This is a genomic window from Spiribacter halobius (genome assembly GCF_020883455.1).
GTDB lineage: Bacteria > Pseudomonadota > Gammaproteobacteria > Nitrococcales > Nitrococcaceae > Sediminicurvatus > Sediminicurvatus halobius.
The window spans coordinates 3,402,501-3,419,608 of sequence record NZ_CP086615.1; the positions used below are offsets into that span (position 1 = coordinate 3,402,501).

A 17,108-nucleotide genomic window follows, 5' to 3' on the forward strand; every position below is an offset into this window, starting at 1 on the left:
GCGTTGCGGGCGATGTCCTCGGGGGTGAGCGCGGGGCGGGTGGCGCTGCGGCCGCTCGGGTCGCCGATCATGCCGGTGAAGTCGCCGATCAGGAACAGCACGTGGTGGCCGAGATCCTGGAAGTGGCGCAGCTTGTTGATCAGCACGGTGTGCCCGAGGTGCAGATCCGGCGCGGTGGGGTCGAACCCGGCCTTGACGCGCAGGGGCCGGCCGGCCGCAAGGCGCTCCCGCAGCTCGTCCTCGCGGATGATCTCCTCCGCCCCTCGGCGCAGGATCGCCAGGGCGTCGTCGGTCGACGTCATTGCCAGTCATCCCTCCCGATTGCCGCACCGCCGGACGGGGCGCAAGGGCCGGGATTCTAGCGGAAACGTGGCGCGCCACACAGCACGGGGAGAAATGTCGCCTATCCTGAGAGGTTACGGGTAAGCCTTCAGACCGCGTGTCAGCAGATTGACCACCCCTGGGGTTGCGGCTAAGGTTCCGCCCTTGATCCGAAGGCTAGCGGGCACTGGCATGGCACGTCGCGCAGGCATGGCGAGAAGCGTTTTCAGCGAGCGGCCGCCCCGGCGTGGCAGGCTTCGGCGTGGCGCGCTCGTGCTCGGCATTGCGGCCGCGGCGGGCGGCATCGGGCTGTTCCTCGCGGGCGGCAATGCCCCGGAGGCCAACGCTCCGACGCCGGTGGCGGACTCGGGGCAGCGCCAGGAGGTCACGCTGACGCTACCCGGCCAGTCGCCCAGAGAGGCGCCGGCGCCCCGGCGCGACGGCGCCTCCGAAGCAGAAGCCGATACCCCGGCCCCCGCCCCCACGCGGCTGACGCCCGCGCCCGATGCACAGACCACTCCGGACGAGGGCCGCCTGGTTCCCGCCGCCGTGCGCGCCAGCGTGCCCGCGGCGGAGGACGGCGCCGCCAGCGCGGAGGCCGACGTCGCCAGCCCCGCGAACCACCCCGGCGAGGCCGTTCGCGCCGCCGCCGAGCAGGTGGAGGAGGCCCTGCTCGCCGCCGCGGAGCAGGCCGCCGGCAGCGACCTGCCGGGCGAGTGGCAGGCGCTCGAGGTGCGCTCCGGCGACAACCTCGCCGCCGTGTTCAAGCGTGCGGGGCTTGGCCCGCGGGACGTGCACGAAGTGGTCAATGCCGGCGGCCGCGCCGGTGAGCTGGTGCGACTGTTCCCCGGCGACACCGTCGAGCTGCGCCTGGACGAGGCCGGCACGCTGCACGGCGTGCGCTACGAGCTGAACGAGACCGAAACCCTGCTGGTGACCCGCAGCGCCGAGGACGAGTTCACCAGCGAAGTGCAGACGCGGGCGCTGGAGCGGCGCGTCGCCGAGGCCCACGGCAGCATCGACAGCTCCCTGTACATGGCCGGCCTCAACGCCGGGCTGGACGACCGGCTGATCATGGAGCTCGCCGGCATCTTCGGCTGGGACGTGGACTTCGCCCTGGACCTGCGCAAGGGCGACAGCTTCGTGGTCATCTACGAGGAGCTGTACCGGGACGGCGAGAAGCTGCGCAACGGCAACATCCTGGCGGCCGAATTCATCAACCGGGGCGAGCGCTACCGCGCCATCCGCTTCACCGAGCCGGACGGCGACAGCGACTACTACGCCCCGGACGGCCGCAGCATGCGCAAGGCCTTCCTGCGCACGCCGGTGAACTTCGCCCGGGTGAGCTCGAACTTCAACCCGAGCCGACTGCACCCGATCCACGGTACCCGCCGCCCGCACCTCGGTACGGACTACGCCGCGCCCCCGGGCACCCCGATCAAGGCCGCCGGCGATGGCAAGATCATCCACCGCGGTCGCAAGGGCGGGTACGGGCATACGGTGATCATCCAGCACGGCACCCGCTATACCACGCTCTACGCGCATATGCGCGGCTACCGGCAGGGCCTCTCGGTGGGTGACCGCGTGCAGCAGGGTGATGTCATCGGCTATGTCGGGAGCACCGGACTCTCCACCGGCCCGCACCTGCACTACGAGTTCCGCGTCGACGGCACCCACCGCAACCCGCGCACCGTGGACCTGCCGGAGGCCACACCCATCGCCGCCGAATACCGGGACGAATTCGAGACCCATAGCCGGGACTACATCGCCAGGCTCGACACCCTGAGCCGGACGCTGCTCGCCCAGATCGAAACGGACTGATCGGCATGCCCGGGGCGACCCGCGCCGTCGGCCTGATGTCCGGCACCAGCATGGACGGCGTCGACGCCGCCCTGGTGCGCCTTGCCGATGGCGCTCCACCCCGCCTCGAGGCCTTCCTGGCGGAGCCCTATCCCGAGACCCTCGCCGACCGCCTGCGCGCCGTGGATGCCGGCACGCCACTGGCCGAGGTGCTGGCGCTGGATGCCGAGCTGGCGGCGGTGTTCGCCGGGGCCGTGGGTGCCCTGCTGGCGTCTGCGGGTTGCAAGGCCGCGGAGGTCGACGTCATCGGCTGCCATGGCCAGACCGTCTGGCACGCCCCAAATGCAACGCCGCCGGTAACCTGCCAGCTCGGCGACCCGAGCCGCCTCGCCGAGGCCACCGGATGCACCGTGGTGGCCGATTTCCGCCAGCGGGACATGGCCGCCGGCGGCGAGGCTGCGCCGCTGGCGCCTCTCTTCCACGCAGCCCTGTTCGGGGGCGACGCCCCTCGCGCGGTGCTCAACCTCGGCGGCATCGGCAACCTCACCGTCCTCGGTGCCGGTGCCCGGGTGCGCCAGGGCTTTGACTGCGGCCCCGCCAATACGCTGCTGGACGCCTGGGCCCGCCGCCATCTGGGCCGACCCATGGACGAGGATGGCCACTGGGCGGCGGCGGGTCGCGTGGACGAGGCCCTGCTCGCGCGGCTGCTGGCCGACCCCTACTTCCAGCGCCCGCCTCCGCGCAGCACGGGGCCGGAGCATTTCAATCTGGGCTGGTTGGAACACCACCTTGCCGGCGGGGAGGCCCCCGCCGACGTGCAGGCGACCCTGGCCGAGCTCACTGCCCGCAGCGTGGCCGACGCCGTGAATCAGTGGGCGCCGGAGGCCGGAGAGGTGCTGGTCTGCGGTGGCGGGGCCAACAATGGCGAGCTGATGCGGCGGCTTGCTGCCGCCTTACCCGGCTGCCGGGTGGCGAGCACCGCCAGCGCCGGGGTGCCGCCGGAGGCGGTGGAAGCGGTCGGTTTCGCCTGGCTTGCGGGGGAAACGCTGGCGGGACGGGCGGTGGATCTGCGGCGCGTTACCGGCTCAAGGCATCCGGTAAGGCTCGGCGGCATTTACCCGGCTTAAATCCCCCTTCACGTAGGTCGTGCGCGGCGAATGCCGCGTGCGACATCGGGGTACACGGAGGACGGGAATGTCGCACGCCTGCGGCGCACGACCTACGGCGAGGCGCCCGTAGCACCGGCGCCCTCGCCGCGAATCCCGCGAACGTCAGACGCCGAAGGAGCTGCCGCAGCCGCAGGTGGTGGCCGCGTTGGGGTTGCGGATGACGAACTGGGCGCCCTCGATGCCCTCGACGTAGTCGATCTCCGCGCCCTCCAGGTAGGCGCCGCTCATGGGGTCGACAAGCAGCGTCACGCCGCCCTTCTCGATCACCGCGTCGCCGTCTTCCTGGTTCTCGTCGAACATGAAGCCGTACTGAAACCCGGAACAGCCGCCGCCGGTGATGTACACGCGCAGCTTGAGCTCCTCGTTCTGCTCCTCGTCCAGGAGCTGGCGCACCTTGGTGGCCGCGTTGTCGGTGAAGATCAGCAGCTCTTCCTGCTCGGCGACTTCGGTCATGGTCATTGCCTCCGGCAATGGGAATCGATAGCTACGCTGATTGTCCGCCTGCCTGGCCTGGGGGTCAATCTGGGGGCGGGTGACGCGTCGCACGTCACGGCAACACCGCCACGTGCTTCAGGCCTGCCGTCTCGTCCAGGCCGAACATCAGGTTCATGTTCTGCACGGCCTGGCCGGCGGCGCCCTTGACGAGGTTGTCCTCCACCGCGAGCACCAGCGCCATGTCGCCCCCCTGGGGGCGGTGGACGGCGATGCGGACCATGTTGCCGCCGCGGACGCTGCGGGTCTCCGGCTGGCTGCCGGGCGGCAGGACGTCCACGAAGGGCTCGGCGGCGTAGCGCTCCTCGTAGAGCCCCTGCAGGTCGGCGGCCGGATCGCGCAGGCGGGCGTAAAGGGTGGCGTGGATGCCGCGGATCATCGGCACCAGGTGCGGGACGAAGGTCAGCCCCACCTCGCGACCGGCGGCCTCGGCCAGGCCCTGGCGGATCTCCGGCAGGTGCCGGTGACCGGCGGCGCCGTAGGCGTGGAAGTTCTCGGCGGCCTCGCAGAGCAGGGTGTGCTGCTTCGGCTGCCGGCCGGCACCGCTGGCCCCGGACTTGGCGTCGGCGATCAGATGCTCGATGTCCACCAGGCCCGACTCCACCAGCGGCAGGAAACCGAGCTGCACCGCCGTGGGGTAGCAGCCGGGGTTGGCCACCAGGCGCGCATCGCGGATCGCCTCGCGGTGCATCTCCGGCAGGCCGTAGACGGACTCCGCGGCGAGTTCCGGGCAGCTGTGGGGCATGCCGTACCACTCGCTGAACACGGCGAGGTCCCGCAGGCGGAAGTCGGCGCCGAGGTCGATGACCCGGCAGCCCCGCTCGATCAGCTCCGGCGCCATGGCCATGCAGGTGCCGTTGGGCGTGGCGAAGAAGACGACGTCGCAGGCGCCGAGGCGCCCGGCGTCGGGCTCGGTGAAGCTGAGATCCAGCACGCCTCGTAGGTTGGGGAAGAGCTCGTCCACCCGCGTGCCCGCGTTGCCGCGGGAGGTGATGACCTCGAGGCGCACCTCCGGGTGGGCGGCCAGCAGCCGCAGCAGCTCCACCCCGGTGTAGCCGGTGCCACCGACGATGCCGGCCGTGATCATTGAACATGCTCCGTCTGGGACTGGACACCCATTGTACGCCGGTGGCCGGGGGCGGCGGGAGCGGGGAGCGTTCGCGGCGGCGCCGCTCCTGCAGGCGTTGCCTGGCAGCGCGGCAGAATCCCGCCTGTAGGAGGCGCGCCCTCGCGCCGAATATCCGGGCGGAATGGCTCGCGGCGGGGGCGCCGCGTCCAGGCTGCGGGACTGGGGGCCGCCGCCTCGCTATCATGCACGGCCATGCCGAGAAGAACGAATAATCCGCCGACCAGCCGCTGGCAGGCCTATCTCGAGCGTCAGCGCTTCCGGCTGTCCAACAGCGACGCGCTGCTGGTCCTCTCCCTGCTGGGAGCGGTGACGGGGCTGCTGGCGGGCCTGGTGATCATCGGCTTTCGCGGGCTGGTGGAGGGGATGGAGACGCTCCTCCTGCCCGGCGGGCAGCCGGAGAACTTCGAGGCCCTGCCGCCGCTCGCGCGGCTGGCGCTGGCGGTCACGGGCGCCTTTCTCATCGGGCTCTACCTGCGCTTCCTCGCCGGCGGCGACCAGCGCACCGGCGTCGCCTACGTCATGGAGCGCACCGCCTATCACCAGGGGCGGCTGCCGCTGCGCAACGCCGTTACCCAGTTCGTGGCCGGTGGGGCGGCGATCATCAGCGGCCAGTCCGTGGGTCGCGAGGGGCCGAGCGTGCATCTCGGTGCGGCGGCCGGCAGCCAGCTCGGCCAGCTCCTCGCCATGCCCAACAACAGCATGCGCACCCTGGTGGCCTGCGGCACCGCCGCCGCCATCGGCGCCTCCTTCAATACGCCGCTGGCCGGGGTCGCCTTCGCCATGGAGGTGGTGGTGATGGAGTACACCATCGCCGGCTTCCTCCCCGTGATCCTCGCGGCCGTGAGCGCCACGGCACTCACCCAGGCGGTGTACGGCGCCGACCCCGCCTTCACCATCCCCGCCCTGCAGATCCGGGGGCTGATCGAGATCCCCCACGTGATCGTCACCGGCGTGGTGCTGGGTGCGGTCGCTGCCGCCTTCAACCGGGCGCTGACCTGGTCCTCGCACCGGCTGGTGGACCGCTCCATCGTCCTGCGGACGACGCTGGGCGGGCTCGTGGTGGGCGTGGTGGCGCTGGCCGTGCCGGAGGTCATGGGCGTCGGTTACGACACCGTCGCCGCGGCGCTGCGCGGCGAGCTCGGACTGGGGCTGCTGCTGGCGATCGTGGTGGCGAAGCTGGTGGCCACCGCGTCGGTGCTCGGCCTCGGCGTGCCCGGCGGGCTGATCGGCCCCACCCTGGTGATCGGTGCCGCCGCTGGCGGCGCCCTGGGCATCGTGGCCGCGGCGCTCACCCCGGCCCCCATCGCCGGCCCCGCCTTCTACGCCCTCATCGGCATGGGCGCGATGATGAGCGCGAGCCTGCGCGCGCCGCTCGCCGCGCTCACTGCCATGCTCGAGCTCACCGCCAACCCCAACGTCATCCTCCCCGGCATGCTCGCCATCGTCGCGGCGACGGTGACCACCAGCGAGGTCTTCCGCACCGACTCCATCTTCCTCGCCTGGCTGCGGGAGAAGGGACTGGACCCGCGGCGCAACCCGCTGCTGCAGGCCTTCAGCCGGCTCGGCATCGTGCGGCTGATGGACCGGCGCCTGACCGTGCTGCCGCGGCGGCTCGAGCGCAGCGCACTGCTCGAAGCCCTGGACGAGGAGCCGCGCTGGCTGCTGCTGGAGGAGACCAGCGAGCGGCCCGTGGCGCTGGTGCCGGTGGCGGACGTGTTGAGCTACCTGGAGGAGAACCCGCGCGAGCAGGAGATCGATCTGCTGGCCATCCCGGCCCAGCGGCTGCAGCCCGCCGCGGTGGAGATCCGCGCCAGCCTGCGCGAGGCGCTGGAGGTCCTGCGGCGGGAACGCGCCGAGGCGCTGTATGTCGTACAGACCAACGCCCCCGGCCGACGGCGCTATTACGGCGTGCTCACCCGACGGGACATCGAGCGGGAGTATTTCGGGTAGGGCGCGGGACGCGCCGCTCGCAGCGGCTTCCTGCGCTTGGCCGGCAGGAAGCGCTGGCGGCGCTGTCAGTTGATAGACTGAGAGCGTGATCACGCACCGCGCGACGGAGGTCTGCGCCATGCCCCGCAAGGAGATCGTTACCGGTGTGCTCGCGCTGGCCATCGTGGCGGCGGTGGGCTATCTGTGGTTCGCCCCGCCGGCGCGGGAGCCGGCGCCGGCGGTGCGGATGGACATGCTCGAGGGCGGGCAGCTGGAGCTCGCCAGCCTGCAGGGCCAGCCGGTGCTGCTGCAGTTCTGGGCCACGACCTGCGTCACCTGTGTGGCGGAGATGCCGGAGCTTGTGCACTTGCACGAGGACTTCGCCGACCAGGGCCTGGCCATGGTGGGCGTGGCCATGCCCTACGACCCGCCGGAGCAGGTGCGCACGATGGTGGCGGAGAAGGGCCTGCCCTACCGCATCGCCCTGGACCGCAGCGGCGAGGTCACGCAGGCCTTCGGCGATGTCCGGCTCACGCCCACCACCGTGCTCATCGACCCCCAGGGCCGGGTGGTCTGGCAGCGGGTGGGTCTGCTCGACTTCGAGCGCCTGCGCGAGGAGATCCGCGGCATGCTGCCGGCCGGCGACACCGCCTGATGGTGCTCTGGGTCAAGGCATTCCACATCATCTTCGTGGTGACGTGGTTCGCGGCGCTGTTCTACCTGCCGCGGCTCTTCGTCTACCACGCCATGGCCGAGGACGAGACCGGGCGCGAGCGCTTCAAGGTGATGGAGCGCAAGCTCTACCGCGGCATCATGAACCCCAGCGCGGTGCTGGCGGTGGGACTCGGGGTCTGGCTGCTGTGGCTCGCGCCCTGGTGGCTGCAGGAGGGCTGGCTGCACGCGAAGATCGCCCTGGTGGCGCTGCTGGTGGGCTATCACCTCTACTGCGGGCGGCTGCTGCGGGCCTTTGCGGAAGAGCGCAACCGGCACGGCCACGTGTGGTATCGGGTGTTCAACGAGCTGCCCGTGCTGGTGTTGGTGGCGGTGGTGATCCTGGTTGTGGTAAAGCCCTTCTGATTGGCGAATGAACGTGCTACCTTAATCAGGACCAAGGTAGTCCGGTATGGAAAAGGCAAACATGCGCACTCAGCTGCACGAAGACCGACACGACGCCTACCTGCGGGATCTGCTGCAGCGCGCGGGCCTGCGTGCCACCAGGCAGCGGCTTGGGCTGGCGCAGCTTATCTTCGGGCAAGGCGAGCGCCACCTGACCGCAGAAGGCCTTTACAGCGAGGCGCTGGAGGCCGGGCTGCGCGTCTCTCAGACCACGGTCTACAACACCCTGCACCAGTTCACCGAGGCAGGGCTGCTGCGCCAGATCCTGGCCGACCCGCGGCGCATCTTCTTCGACACCAACGTGCATCCGCACCACCACTTCCTGGACGAGGATACCGGCCAGATGGCCGACATCCCGGCGGATGACGTGCGCGTCGCCCAGCTGCCCTCGCCGCCGGCGGGGACGAGCATCGAGGGCGTCGACGTCATCGTGCGGGTGCGCCGGGCTGCAGCATCCTGAGGCAGGCGGCCTGGTAGCACGGAAAAAGGCCCCCTTCGGGGCCTTTTTTGTTGTGCGCCGGGCACGGCGCGCCGGCGCCGTGACCGGCGCTGGATAACCGGTGAGCGAAAGCGAGCCGGGAAGTGGCCTGGGGGTGGAAGTCCCCTGCGGGCCCTGGTGACGGGAACCGCGAGCCGAACGGCAAGGGCATCATCGTGAGGTGCTGTCTGAAGGAAGCCTCAGGCGAATCTCCGACCCGACGAACAGGAACCGCATAGGAGGCGTGTCGTCGCGGGCGAGCAGGCAACGATCTGCGAACCCGATGTCACCCCGGAGCGGCGATACGTAGATGCGGCGGGTGTGGAGTGAAGGTCACGCGCCTTACCCCGGGAGGTCTGTCGGGCTGCTGTGAGCTACCGGCGCCGCGAGGTGCCGGGAAGGCCTGGCAGAAGTCAGCCGAGGCCATAGTAGTCGCCGGCACAGGGCGGCGAAGGGCCGAACGCGTGGAGCCGATCCGGCACTGGAGCGCTCGATGGCCGAAGCAGGCGTAGGCGAGGCGGCTGAGAGGTTGCCGCATCCCCGGAGGGCTGACGGCGGAACCGTCGGAGGTACGGGTGATGGACGCCAAGCGGCTGCGGCGCGCTCGAGACGAGCCGGGTCCGAGTCGACGGCGCTGCTGGAGGCGGCGCTGTGTCGCGAGAACCTGATGGCGGCCTACCGGCGGGTGGTGCGCAACCGGGGGGCCCCCGGCATCGACGGAGTGACCGTCGATGAGCTGTGGGCCTACTGCCAGGCGCACTGGTCGTCGATCCGCGAGCGGCTGCTGGAGGGGACGTACCGTCCCTCGCCGGTACGGGAGGTGAAGATCCCCAAGCCCGGGGGTGGCTCCCGGGCACTGGGCATCCCGACCGTGGTCGACCGGCTGATCCAGCAGGCGCTGGTGCAGGTGCTCACCCCGATCCTCGACCCGACGTTCTCGGGTGAGAGCTACGGCTTTCGCCCGGGGCGCAGTGCCCATCAGGCCGTTGAGCGTGCCCGCGGGCACGTGGCGGCGGGGCAGCGCTGGGTCGTGGACCTCGATCTGGCGCAGTTCTTCGACCGGGTCAATCACGACGTGCTGATGGCCCGGTTAGCGCGTCGGATCGAGGACCGGCGGGTGCTGCGCCTGATCCGGCGCTACCTGCAGGCCGGGGTGATGGCCGGTGGCGTGGTCTCGCCGCGGGCGGCGGGGACGCCGCAGGGCGGGCCGCTCTCGCCCCTGCTCTCGAACGTCCTGCTGGACGAGCTCGACCGGGAGCTGGAGCGGCGCGGCCACCGCTTCGTGCGTTACGCCGATGACGTCAGCGTCTACGTGCGCTCGCCCGAAGCGGGTGCGCGCGTGCTGGCATCGCTGGAGCGGTTCCTGTGGCGGCGGCTGCGCCTGGTGGTCAACCGTGAGAAGAGTGCGGTGGACCGCCCGTGGAAGCGCACGCTGCTCGGCTACAGCATGACCGCGCACCGTGAGCCGCGGCTGCGGGTGGCCCCCAGCTCGGTGCAGCGGCTCAAGGCCCGCCTGCGGGCCGCGCTGCGCCGCGGGCGGGGCCGCCACCTGCAGCGGGTGCTGGCGGCGCTGCAGCCGCTCATCCGGGGCTGGGTGGCCTACTTCCGCTTCGCCGAAGTCAAGGCGGCGTTCGAGGCGCTGGACCAGTGGCTCCGGCGCCGCCTGCGTTGCCTGCTGTGGCGGCAGTGGAAGCGCTGGCGCACCCGCGCCCGGCGGCTGATGCAGCACGGTGTCGAGCGCCTGCGAGCGTATCGCTCCGCCACCAACGGGCGTGGCCCGTGGTGGAACGCGGGGGCGGCCCACATGCACGTGGCCATCCCCGCGCGCTGGCTGCACCGTCAGGGTCTCGTGAGCTTCCTCGGCGAGCACCGTCGACTTGCGAGCGCTGCGTGAACCGCCGTATACGGCCCCGTACGTACGGTGGTGTGAGAGCCGGGGCGGGTGACCGCCCCGGCTACTCGATTTTCCGTGGCCCCGATTAGCAACGAAGTTCAGACACGCTGCAAGACAGTCCCTCCGCGGCGGAGGGCACCCACGGCGGCCGAGCGAGGCGGGGCAGGAGCGACCGGGACCGTAGGCGAGATGGACCTCGCCTACGAGCTTACAGGGACGTATTCACAGCGTGTCCCGGGCGCTCCTGCCCCGCCTCGCGCCCGGCACCATGTAGTGAGCATCCCCCCCTACGTCGCGGACTCCTGGTGCCCCAAGTGCTGAAGGTCGGGGGTGATCGAGCGAGGAGTTACGGCGCTTCGCGCCGTTTCGCGGTCGAACATCGCTCGCACTGCAGAGGGCGCTCTACCCCGTAGCGTCGGGCTACTCCTCCGACTCGTCCGCCGCCTTCATCTGAGTCTGCAGGTAGTTCTGCAGGCCGATGCGGTCGATGAGCTCGATCTGGGTCTCCAGCCAGTCCACGTGGCTTTCCTCGTCCTTGAGGATGCGCTCGAAGAGATCCCGGCTGCCGTAGTCCTGGACGTTCTCCGCGTGCTCGATGGCGGTGCGCAGGTGGGCGATGCCGTTGAGCTCGTACTTGAGGTCGCACTCGAGGACCTCCTTCACGTTCTCGCCGATCAGCAGCTTGCCGAGATCCTGCAGGTTGGGCAGACCCTCGAGGAACAGGATGCGCTGGATCAGCACATCGGCATGATGCATCTCGTCGATCGACTCGTCGTATTCCTTCTTGCCGAGCCTCTCCAGACCCCAGTTGTCCAGCATGCGCGCATGCAGGAAGTACTGGTTGATGGCAGTGAGCTCGTTGGTCAGCGCCTGGTTGAGATGCTCGATGACCTTGGCGTCGCCTTTCATTGTTCTGCCTCCCGTGCTGACGCAGTCGGTGCGACCATACTTCTTTGGAACGGTTTCAATATAGCACGGGAGAAAGGGTTCGTGGGTGCCCCCAGGCGCGGGGGGCTGGGTGACCGGGTGACTAGGTGATGAGGTGGTGGGGCTCGCGACGGATGCCGGCGGGAATCGGAGTGTTTACGCCGGGGTCGCCTGGGGCATGAGGGGGAACAGGCGCTCCTCGGCCTTGTACTCGGCGACGATGGCGCGGACGAATGGCCCGCAGCGGCCGCAGCCGGTGCAGCAGCCGAGCTCGCGGCGGAGGTCGCCCACGGAGCGGGCGCCATCATCGAGGGCGGCCCGGATCTGGGAATCGGTGACAGCCTTGCAGACGCAGACGTACATGCAGCCCCTCGCCCGTGGTGCAGCCGTTTCTCTGACGTGCCTGCCCACGCGTCCGGGGGGCACTGGCCTGCCGGCTTCACCAGCCCCGGGCACCGGCCCACGTGATGAATCCAGGCAGCTTGGCGGGGAGAGTACCCAGCCCGCGGCAGGGCGTCAATAACAATGATTCTTGTTTAGAACAGTTTCAAACTGGACCGCTCCGGTTCACTTTCCGGCGCGGATCAGGCCGCCGAGGCCGTGGGCCTCAAGCGTCTCGTTGGTCAGCCGTCGGACCTCGCTGGGGTACTCCATGCCGAGGGCGCGATCGAGCAGCCGCCGGGCGTCCCGGTACGGCACGGTGCGCACGGCCCACTTCACCCGCAGCAGCCCGGCGCTGCTCATGGACAGCCCGTCCATGCCCATGGCAAGCAGCAGCAGCGCGATGCCCGGGTCACCGGCCATGCCGCCACAGACCGTCACCGGCACCTCCATGCGCCGGCCCACCTCGGCGACCTCGTTCACCGCGCGCAGCACGGCCGGGTGCAGCTCGTCGTAGAGGGAGGCCACGCGGGAGTTGTTGCGGTCCACGGCGAGCAGGTACTGGGCGAGGTCGTTGCTGCCCACCGAGAGGAAGTCGAGCCGCCGGGCCAGGCTCTCCGCCTGGTAGACGGCGGCGGGCACCTCCACCATCGCGCCGAGCAGCGGCGCCGGCGCCTCCACGCCCTCCTCCGCCAGCTCGCGCCGGGCCCGCTCCACCAGGCGCCGCGCCTCCTCCACCTCCTCCAGGCGGCTGACCATGGGGAACATGATGCGCAGGTTCCCGAGCCCCTCGGAGGCACGCAGCATCGCCCGGATCTGGGTGAGGAAGATCTCCGGGTGGTCCAGCGTCATGCGGATGCCGCGCCAGCCAAGGAAGGGGTTGTCGTCGTGGATCGGGAAGTACGGCAGGGTCTTGTCGCCGCCGACGTCCAGGGTGCGCAGGGTGACCGGCAGCGGGGCGAAGGCCTCCAGCACCTCGCGGTAGAGCTGCGCCTGCTCCTCCTCGCCGGGGAAGCGGTCGCGGATCATGAACGGGAACTCGGTACGGTGCAGGCCGACGCCGTCGCAGCCCACCTCGCGCGAGGCGCCGATGTCGGCCACCAGGCCGGTGTTGACGTAGAGCTTGATGGCGACGCCGTCGGGGGTGATCGAGCGCTCGTGCTGCAGGCTCTTCAGCCCCGCCGAGAGCTCCGCCTCCTGGCGCAGCAGCCGCCGGTACTCCTTGCGCACCGCCTGGGGCGGGTCCACGTAGACGCGCCCCCGGTAGCCGTCCACCACCAGCTCCCGACCTTCCAGGCTGCGGACCTGCAGATCCGCCACGCCCATGACCGCCGGCACGCCCAGCGCCCGCGCCAGGATGGCGACATGGGAGTTGGCCGAGCCGGTGGCGGAGACCACGCCGGCGAGCCGCCCGAGGGGCACCTCGGCGAGCTGCGAGGCGCTCACCTCCTGGCCGACCAGCACCGCGTCCTGGGGAATCTCGCGGCGGTCCTCGTCCACCAGCAGCAGGCGCATGACCAGCCGTCGGCCGATGTCGCGGACGTCGCCGGCGCGCTCCCGCAGGTAGGGGTCCTCCATTTCCTCGAAGCGGCGCACCTGCTCGGCGATGGTCTGGCGCACCGCCCCCGCCGCCCAGTTGCCGGCCTTGATGCGGCGACAGGTCTGGCGCACCAGGCTGTCGCCCTCGAGCATGCGCAGGTAGACATCGAACAGCAGCTGCTCGCCCTCGGGCAGGGTGCCGTGCATGCGCCCCGCCAGCGCCTCGACGTCCTCCCGCACGGCCTGGACCGCGGCGAGGAACGCCGCCTCCTCGCGCTCCGGGTCGCTGACGGGGCGGTCCGGCACCTCGTCCAGGGCCGTCGGTGCATAGAGCACGAAGCCCCGCCCCATGCCCACGCCGGTGGCACCCGGCACGCCCACCAGCGGGCGCTCCCGGGTGGCCTCCGGGTGGCCGGCGAGCAGATCCAGACCGCCACTGGCCTTGGCGTGGGCCACGACGCCGGCGAGCTGTGCCGCCATGGTGACGAGGAAGGCGACATCGGCATCGCCGAAACGCTGGCGGCCCTGACGCTGGACCACGAGCACGCCGAGGCGCTGGCGGTAGTGGATGATGGGCACGCCGAGGAAGGAGTGGAAGCGCTCCTCGCCGGTTTCGGGGAAATAGCGGAAGCGGGGATGCTGGTCGGCGTTCTCAAGGTTGATGGGCTCCTCACGCTCGGCCACCAGCCCCACCAGGCCCTCCTCCAGGCGCAGCCGCACCCGGCCGACGGCATCCGGGTAGAGGCCGCGTGTCGCCATCAGGGTGAGATGCTGCTGGTCCTCCTCCAGCAGGTACACGGAGCAGACGTCGGCCTCGGTGGCGGCGGCGATGCGCTCGACGATGATGCGCAGCGCCTCGCCGAAATCCTCGGCGGCGCTCACCTCCTGGACGATGCGGTGGAGGGTCTCGAGCATGCGGCTAATCCTCGGCGTTGCGGCGGCCCTGGGGCGGTTCCGCGCCGTGCCCCCGACGGCGCCCGCCTACCCGCGCCGCCGTCGCCCGACCACCGGCGGCTGCCCGCGGCCGAGGCCGGCCGGCCGCCGCGGCGCGCCGTCCGGAAAGATGAGTGGGGCCAGCTGGCTCAACGCACGCTCGTAGACTCCGCGCTTGAAGAACACCACCTGACGCAACGGTTCCCAGTACGGCACCCAGGCCCAGTCGTCGAATTCCGGGCGCTCGCTCAGGTCCAGCCGCACCGCGGACTCCTCACCCACCAGCCGCAGCATGAACCAGACCTGCTTCTGGCCGATACACAGCGGCCGCTGGCGCCGGCGGACCAGGTGCCGCGGGAGCCGGTAGCGCAGCCAGCCCTCGGTGGCGCCGAGGATGGCGACATCGTCCTCCGCGAGGCCCACCTCCTCGCGGAGCTCGCGATACAGCGCCGCCTCCGGCGATTCATCGCGCCGCATGCCGCCCTGCGGAAACTGCCAGGCATCCTGACCGATTCGCCGGGCCCAGAACACCTGTCCGTGGTCGTTGGTCAGGATGATCCCGACGTTCGGTCGAAAACCATCCGAATCAATCACTTATGGCACCGAGCTTGTAATTTCGTTGCCAGCTATTCTTCCACATTGCAGAATCCCGCGGCAAACGCCCGACTCAGGGCGCCAACCAGCGGAGCCCCCCTTGCGCCTGGCCATATTCGACCTCGACAACACCCTGCTTGGCGGCGACAGCGATCACCTCTGGGGCCGCTTCCTGGCGGAGCTGGGGGTGGTGGACGGCGAGCGCTACGAGCGCGCCAACGAGCGCTATCTGCGCGAGTACGAGCGCGGTGAGCTCGACATCGACGAGTTCCTCGCCTTCGCCCTGCGGCCCCTGGCCGAGAACGCGCCCGAAGACCTCGAGGCCTGGCGCCGCCGATTCGTCGAGGAGCGCATCCGGCCACTGGTGCTCCCCGCCGCCCGCCAGCTGGTGGAGACGCACCGCGCCCGTGGCGACGTGCCGCTGATCATCACCGCCACCAACCGCTTCGTTACCGAGCCCATTGCGGCGCTGTTCGGCATCGAGGAGCTGCTGGCCACCGAGCCCGAGCACGCCAATGGCCGTTACACCGGCCGCCATCGCGGCACGCCCACCTTCCGCGAAGGCAAGATCCACGCCCTGGAGGCGTGGCTCGCCGAGCGTGACGAGCCCCTGGAGGCGAGCACCTTCTACAGCGACTCCCGCAACGATCTGCCACTGCTCGAGCGGGTGGACAGGCCGGTGGCCGTGGACCCGGACCCGGTCCTGGCGGAGACCGCCCGGCACCGCGGCTGGCCCCGCATCACCCTGCGGGCGGGGATCGACCCGCAGCCGCTGGACTGACGACGCCGGCATGGATGCCCAGCAACCCCCGCCAGACGCGCCGTCGCCGCGTACTGGCGTGTCGGCCCGCCAGGCCATGCCAGCCAGCGATGCACAGCCGACCGCGGCAGCCTCTAGCCCGCATATCTCACCGATTCACGGCTGCGGGTGCGGATCAGTGAGATATGCGGGCTAACGACCAGCGTCCGCGGCTCGTATTCGCCCATGCCAATGGCTTCCCTGCCGGCAGCTACCGGCGTTTCCTGGCTGCGCTGGAGACCGCCTTCCGGGTGGAGGCGCCGGAGCGGCTCGGCCACGACCCGGCCTACCCGGTGGGACTGGGCTGGCCGACGCTGGCCGAGGAGCTGCTGGAGCGCATCAGCGCCGGCGGCAGCGAGCGCACCTGGCTGGTGGGTCATTCGCTCGGCGGCGTCCTCGCCTTCCTCGCCGCCCTGCGCCAGCCGCGCCGGCTGCACGGCTTCGTGATGCTCGACCCGCCGCTGGTGTTCGGCTGGCGTGGGCCCGCGCTCGCCACGGCCCGGCGGCTCGGGCTCATCGACCGGCTCACCCCCGCCGGCCGCAGCCAGGGCCGGCGCAGCCGCTGGCCGGACGCGGCCAGCGCCGCCGCGCACTTCCGCAGCCGCGCGCTGTTCCGGGACTTCGACGCCGAGGCCATCGAGGACTACGTCGCCGCCGGCACGGTCGCGGACGGCGACGGCGTGCGCCTCGCCTACGACCCGGCGGTGGAGGTGGAGATCTTCCGCCAGCTGCCGGCCTGGCTGCACCGGGAACCGGCGCCGGTGCCCGTGCCCGGCGCCGTGCTGACGGCCCGGGGCTCCACCGTCACCCACCGGGGCGACCTCGCCCGCTTCCGCCGGCACCATGGGGTAGCGGTCCACGAGGTGCCGGGCGGTCACCTCTTCCCGCTGGAGCGTCCGGGAGAGGCGGCGGAGGCCGTGCAGGCGGCCGTCAGGGGGCTTCAGGGTCAGCGGCAGGCCGGCTGACGGGTTCATTGGCGCCTGGATCAGTCGGCGTCGAAGAAATGCCCGAACTTCGCCGCCTTGGTTTCCAGGTAGGCGTGGTTGTGCGGGTTGCGCCCGGCGAGGATGGGCAGGCGCTCGGTGACCGCGATGCCCTCGGCCTCGAGCCCGCTCACCTTCTGGGGATTGTTGGTGAGCAGCCGCAGCCTGCGGATACCGAGGGCCTCGAGCATGGCGGCAGCAACGCCGTAGTCCCGGGCGTCCGGGGCGAAGCCCAGGGCCTCGTTGGCCTCCACCGTGTCCGCGCCTTCCCTGTCCTGCAGGCCGTAGGCGCGGATCTTGTTCAGCAGGCCGATGCCCCGGCCCTCCTGGCGCAGGTACACCAGCACGCCCTCGCCGGCCTCGCCAATGCGTCGCAGCGCCGCCTCCAGCTGCGGCCCGCAGTCGCAGCGGCGGCTGAACAGGGCATCGCCGGTCAGGCACTCGGAGTGCACCCGCACCAGCGGCGCCTCGGCCTGTTCGGGCTGCCCCATCACCAGTGCCACATGCTCCTGGCCGATGGCGTCCTCGAAGCCGTGGATCACGAACTCGCCCCACTCGGTGGGCAGCCGGGCGGAACCGGCATGACGCGCACGGGGCGTGGCGGGCGGCATGGGCATGGCGGCG

General features: G+C 71.1%; 17 protein-coding genes (1 of these 17 only partly in view). 9 read left to right on the top strand and 8 right to left on the bottom strand.

The annotated features are described in order from the left end of the window. Window positions 1-302: the 5' portion of a tyrosine--tRNA ligase gene (gene tyrS, locus LMH63_RS15915; protein ID WP_109678935.1), read on the bottom strand. Its footprint begins 919 nt before the window's first position; only the first 302 of its 1,221 coding nucleotides appear in the window; its start codon is at window positions 300-302; its stop codon lies off the left edge, out of view. 229 nt (window positions 303-531) lie between these two features. Here tyrS and LMH63_RS15920 point away from each other — a divergent pair, with 229 nt between their 5' ends. Together LMH63_RS15920 and LMH63_RS15925 are read left to right on the top strand one after the other, a co-directional pair. Next, window positions 532-2,142, top strand: coding sequence for an OapA family protein (locus tag LMH63_RS15920; RefSeq protein ID WP_109678936.1), 1,611 nt, complete (start codon window positions 532-534; stop codon window positions 2,140-2,142). Between the two features lie 5 nt (window positions 2,143-2,147). After that, window positions 2,148-3,248, top strand: a complete 1,101-nt coding sequence (locus tag LMH63_RS15925) for an anhydro-N-acetylmuramic acid kinase (RefSeq protein ID WP_109678937.1) — start codon at window positions 2,148-2,150, stop codon at window positions 3,246-3,248. A 144-nt stretch (window positions 3,249-3,392) separates the two neighbouring features. Here the strand turns inward: LMH63_RS15925 and erpA are convergent, their stop codons facing one another. Beyond that, window positions 3,393-3,743, bottom strand: coding sequence for an iron-sulfur cluster insertion protein ErpA (erpA, locus tag LMH63_RS15930; protein WP_109678938.1), 351 nt, complete (start codon window positions 3,741-3,743; stop codon window positions 3,393-3,395). A gap of 94 nt (window positions 3,744-3,837) precedes the next feature. After that, window positions 3,838-4,869 carry an N-acetyl-gamma-glutamyl-phosphate reductase gene (argC, locus tag LMH63_RS15935; protein ID WP_109678939.1) on the bottom strand — a complete coding sequence of 344 codons (1,032 nt, stop codon included), beginning with the start codon at window positions 4,867-4,869 and terminating at the stop codon, window positions 3,838-3,840. 234 nt (window positions 4,870-5,103) lie between these two features. On the opposite strand from argC, the gene LMH63_RS15940 reads away from it, so the two are divergent. From LMH63_RS15940 to ltrA, 5 genes are all read left to right on the top strand, one after another. Further along, window positions 5,104-6,861, top strand: coding sequence for a chloride channel protein (locus tag LMH63_RS15940; protein ID WP_109678940.1), 1,758 nt, complete (start codon window positions 5,104-5,106; stop codon window positions 6,859-6,861). Window positions 6,862-6,979: 118 nt separating this feature from the next. Then, window positions 6,980-7,495 carry a TlpA disulfide reductase family protein gene (locus tag LMH63_RS15945; protein ID WP_109678941.1) on the top strand — a complete coding sequence of 172 codons (516 nt, stop codon included), beginning with the start codon at window positions 6,980-6,982 and terminating at the stop codon, window positions 7,493-7,495. 2 nt (window positions 7,496-7,497) lie between these two features. Then, window positions 7,498-7,917, top strand: coding sequence for a protoporphyrinogen oxidase HemJ (hemJ, locus tag LMH63_RS15950; protein ID WP_109678945.1), 420 nt, complete (start codon window positions 7,498-7,500; stop codon window positions 7,915-7,917). Window positions 7,918-7,978: 61 nt separating this feature from the next. After that, complete coding sequence (irrA, locus tag LMH63_RS15955) at window positions 7,979-8,416, top strand: iron response transcriptional regulator IrrA (protein ID WP_199225674.1); 438 nt, start codon at window positions 7,979-7,981, stop codon at window positions 8,414-8,416. Between the two features lie 685 nt (window positions 8,417-9,101). Continuing rightward, window positions 9,102-10,328 carry a group II intron reverse transcriptase/maturase gene (ltrA, locus tag LMH63_RS15960; RefSeq protein WP_229332588.1) on the top strand — a complete coding sequence of 409 codons (1,227 nt, stop codon included), beginning with the start codon at window positions 9,102-9,104 and terminating at the stop codon, window positions 10,326-10,328. Window positions 10,329-10,748: 420 nt separating this feature from the next. On the opposite strand, the gene bfr is transcribed toward ltrA, so the two are convergent. From bfr to LMH63_RS15980, 4 genes are all read right to left on the bottom strand, one after another. After that, on the bottom strand, window positions 10,749-11,237 hold the full coding sequence (gene bfr / locus LMH63_RS15965; RefSeq protein WP_109680325.1) for a bacterioferritin: 489 nt from the start codon (window positions 11,235-11,237) through the stop codon (window positions 10,749-10,751). 174 nt (window positions 11,238-11,411) lie between these two features. Next, window positions 11,412-11,618 carry a (2Fe-2S)-binding protein gene (locus tag LMH63_RS15970; RefSeq protein ID WP_109680324.1) on the bottom strand — a complete coding sequence of 69 codons (207 nt, stop codon included), beginning with the start codon at window positions 11,616-11,618 and terminating at the stop codon, window positions 11,412-11,414. Window positions 11,619-11,822: 204 nt separating this feature from the next. Further along, window positions 11,823-14,090, bottom strand: a complete 2,268-nt coding sequence (gene ptsP, locus LMH63_RS15975) for a phosphoenolpyruvate--protein phosphotransferase (RefSeq protein WP_109680323.1) — start codon at window positions 14,088-14,090, stop codon at window positions 11,823-11,825. 66 nt (window positions 14,091-14,156) lie between these two features. After that, a complete protein-coding gene (locus LMH63_RS15980; RefSeq protein WP_109680322.1) occupies window positions 14,157-14,702 on the bottom strand; it encodes an RNA pyrophosphohydrolase in 546 nt (181 codons plus the stop codon). A 100-nt stretch (window positions 14,703-14,802) separates the two neighbouring features. Here LMH63_RS15980 and LMH63_RS15985 point away from each other — a divergent pair, with 100 nt between their 5' ends. Continuing rightward, the gene (locus LMH63_RS15985; RefSeq protein ID WP_109680321.1) at window positions 14,803-15,483 is read left to right on the top strand and encodes a histidinol-phosphatase; all 681 of its coding nucleotides are present in this window, start codon (window positions 14,803-14,805) and stop codon (window positions 15,481-15,483) included. 164 nt (window positions 15,484-15,647) lie between these two features. Continuing rightward, complete coding sequence (locus LMH63_RS15990; protein WP_109680320.1) at window positions 15,648-16,466, top strand: alpha/beta fold hydrolase; 819 nt, start codon at window positions 15,648-15,650, stop codon at window positions 16,464-16,466. A gap of 20 nt (window positions 16,467-16,486) precedes the next feature. On the opposite strand, the gene ribA is transcribed toward LMH63_RS15990, so the two are convergent. Next, on the bottom strand, window positions 16,487-17,101 hold the full coding sequence (ribA, locus tag LMH63_RS15995; RefSeq protein ID WP_255414648.1) for a GTP cyclohydrolase II: 615 nt from the start codon (window positions 17,099-17,101) through the stop codon (window positions 16,487-16,489). Window positions 17,102-17,108 lie beyond the last annotated feature (7 nt).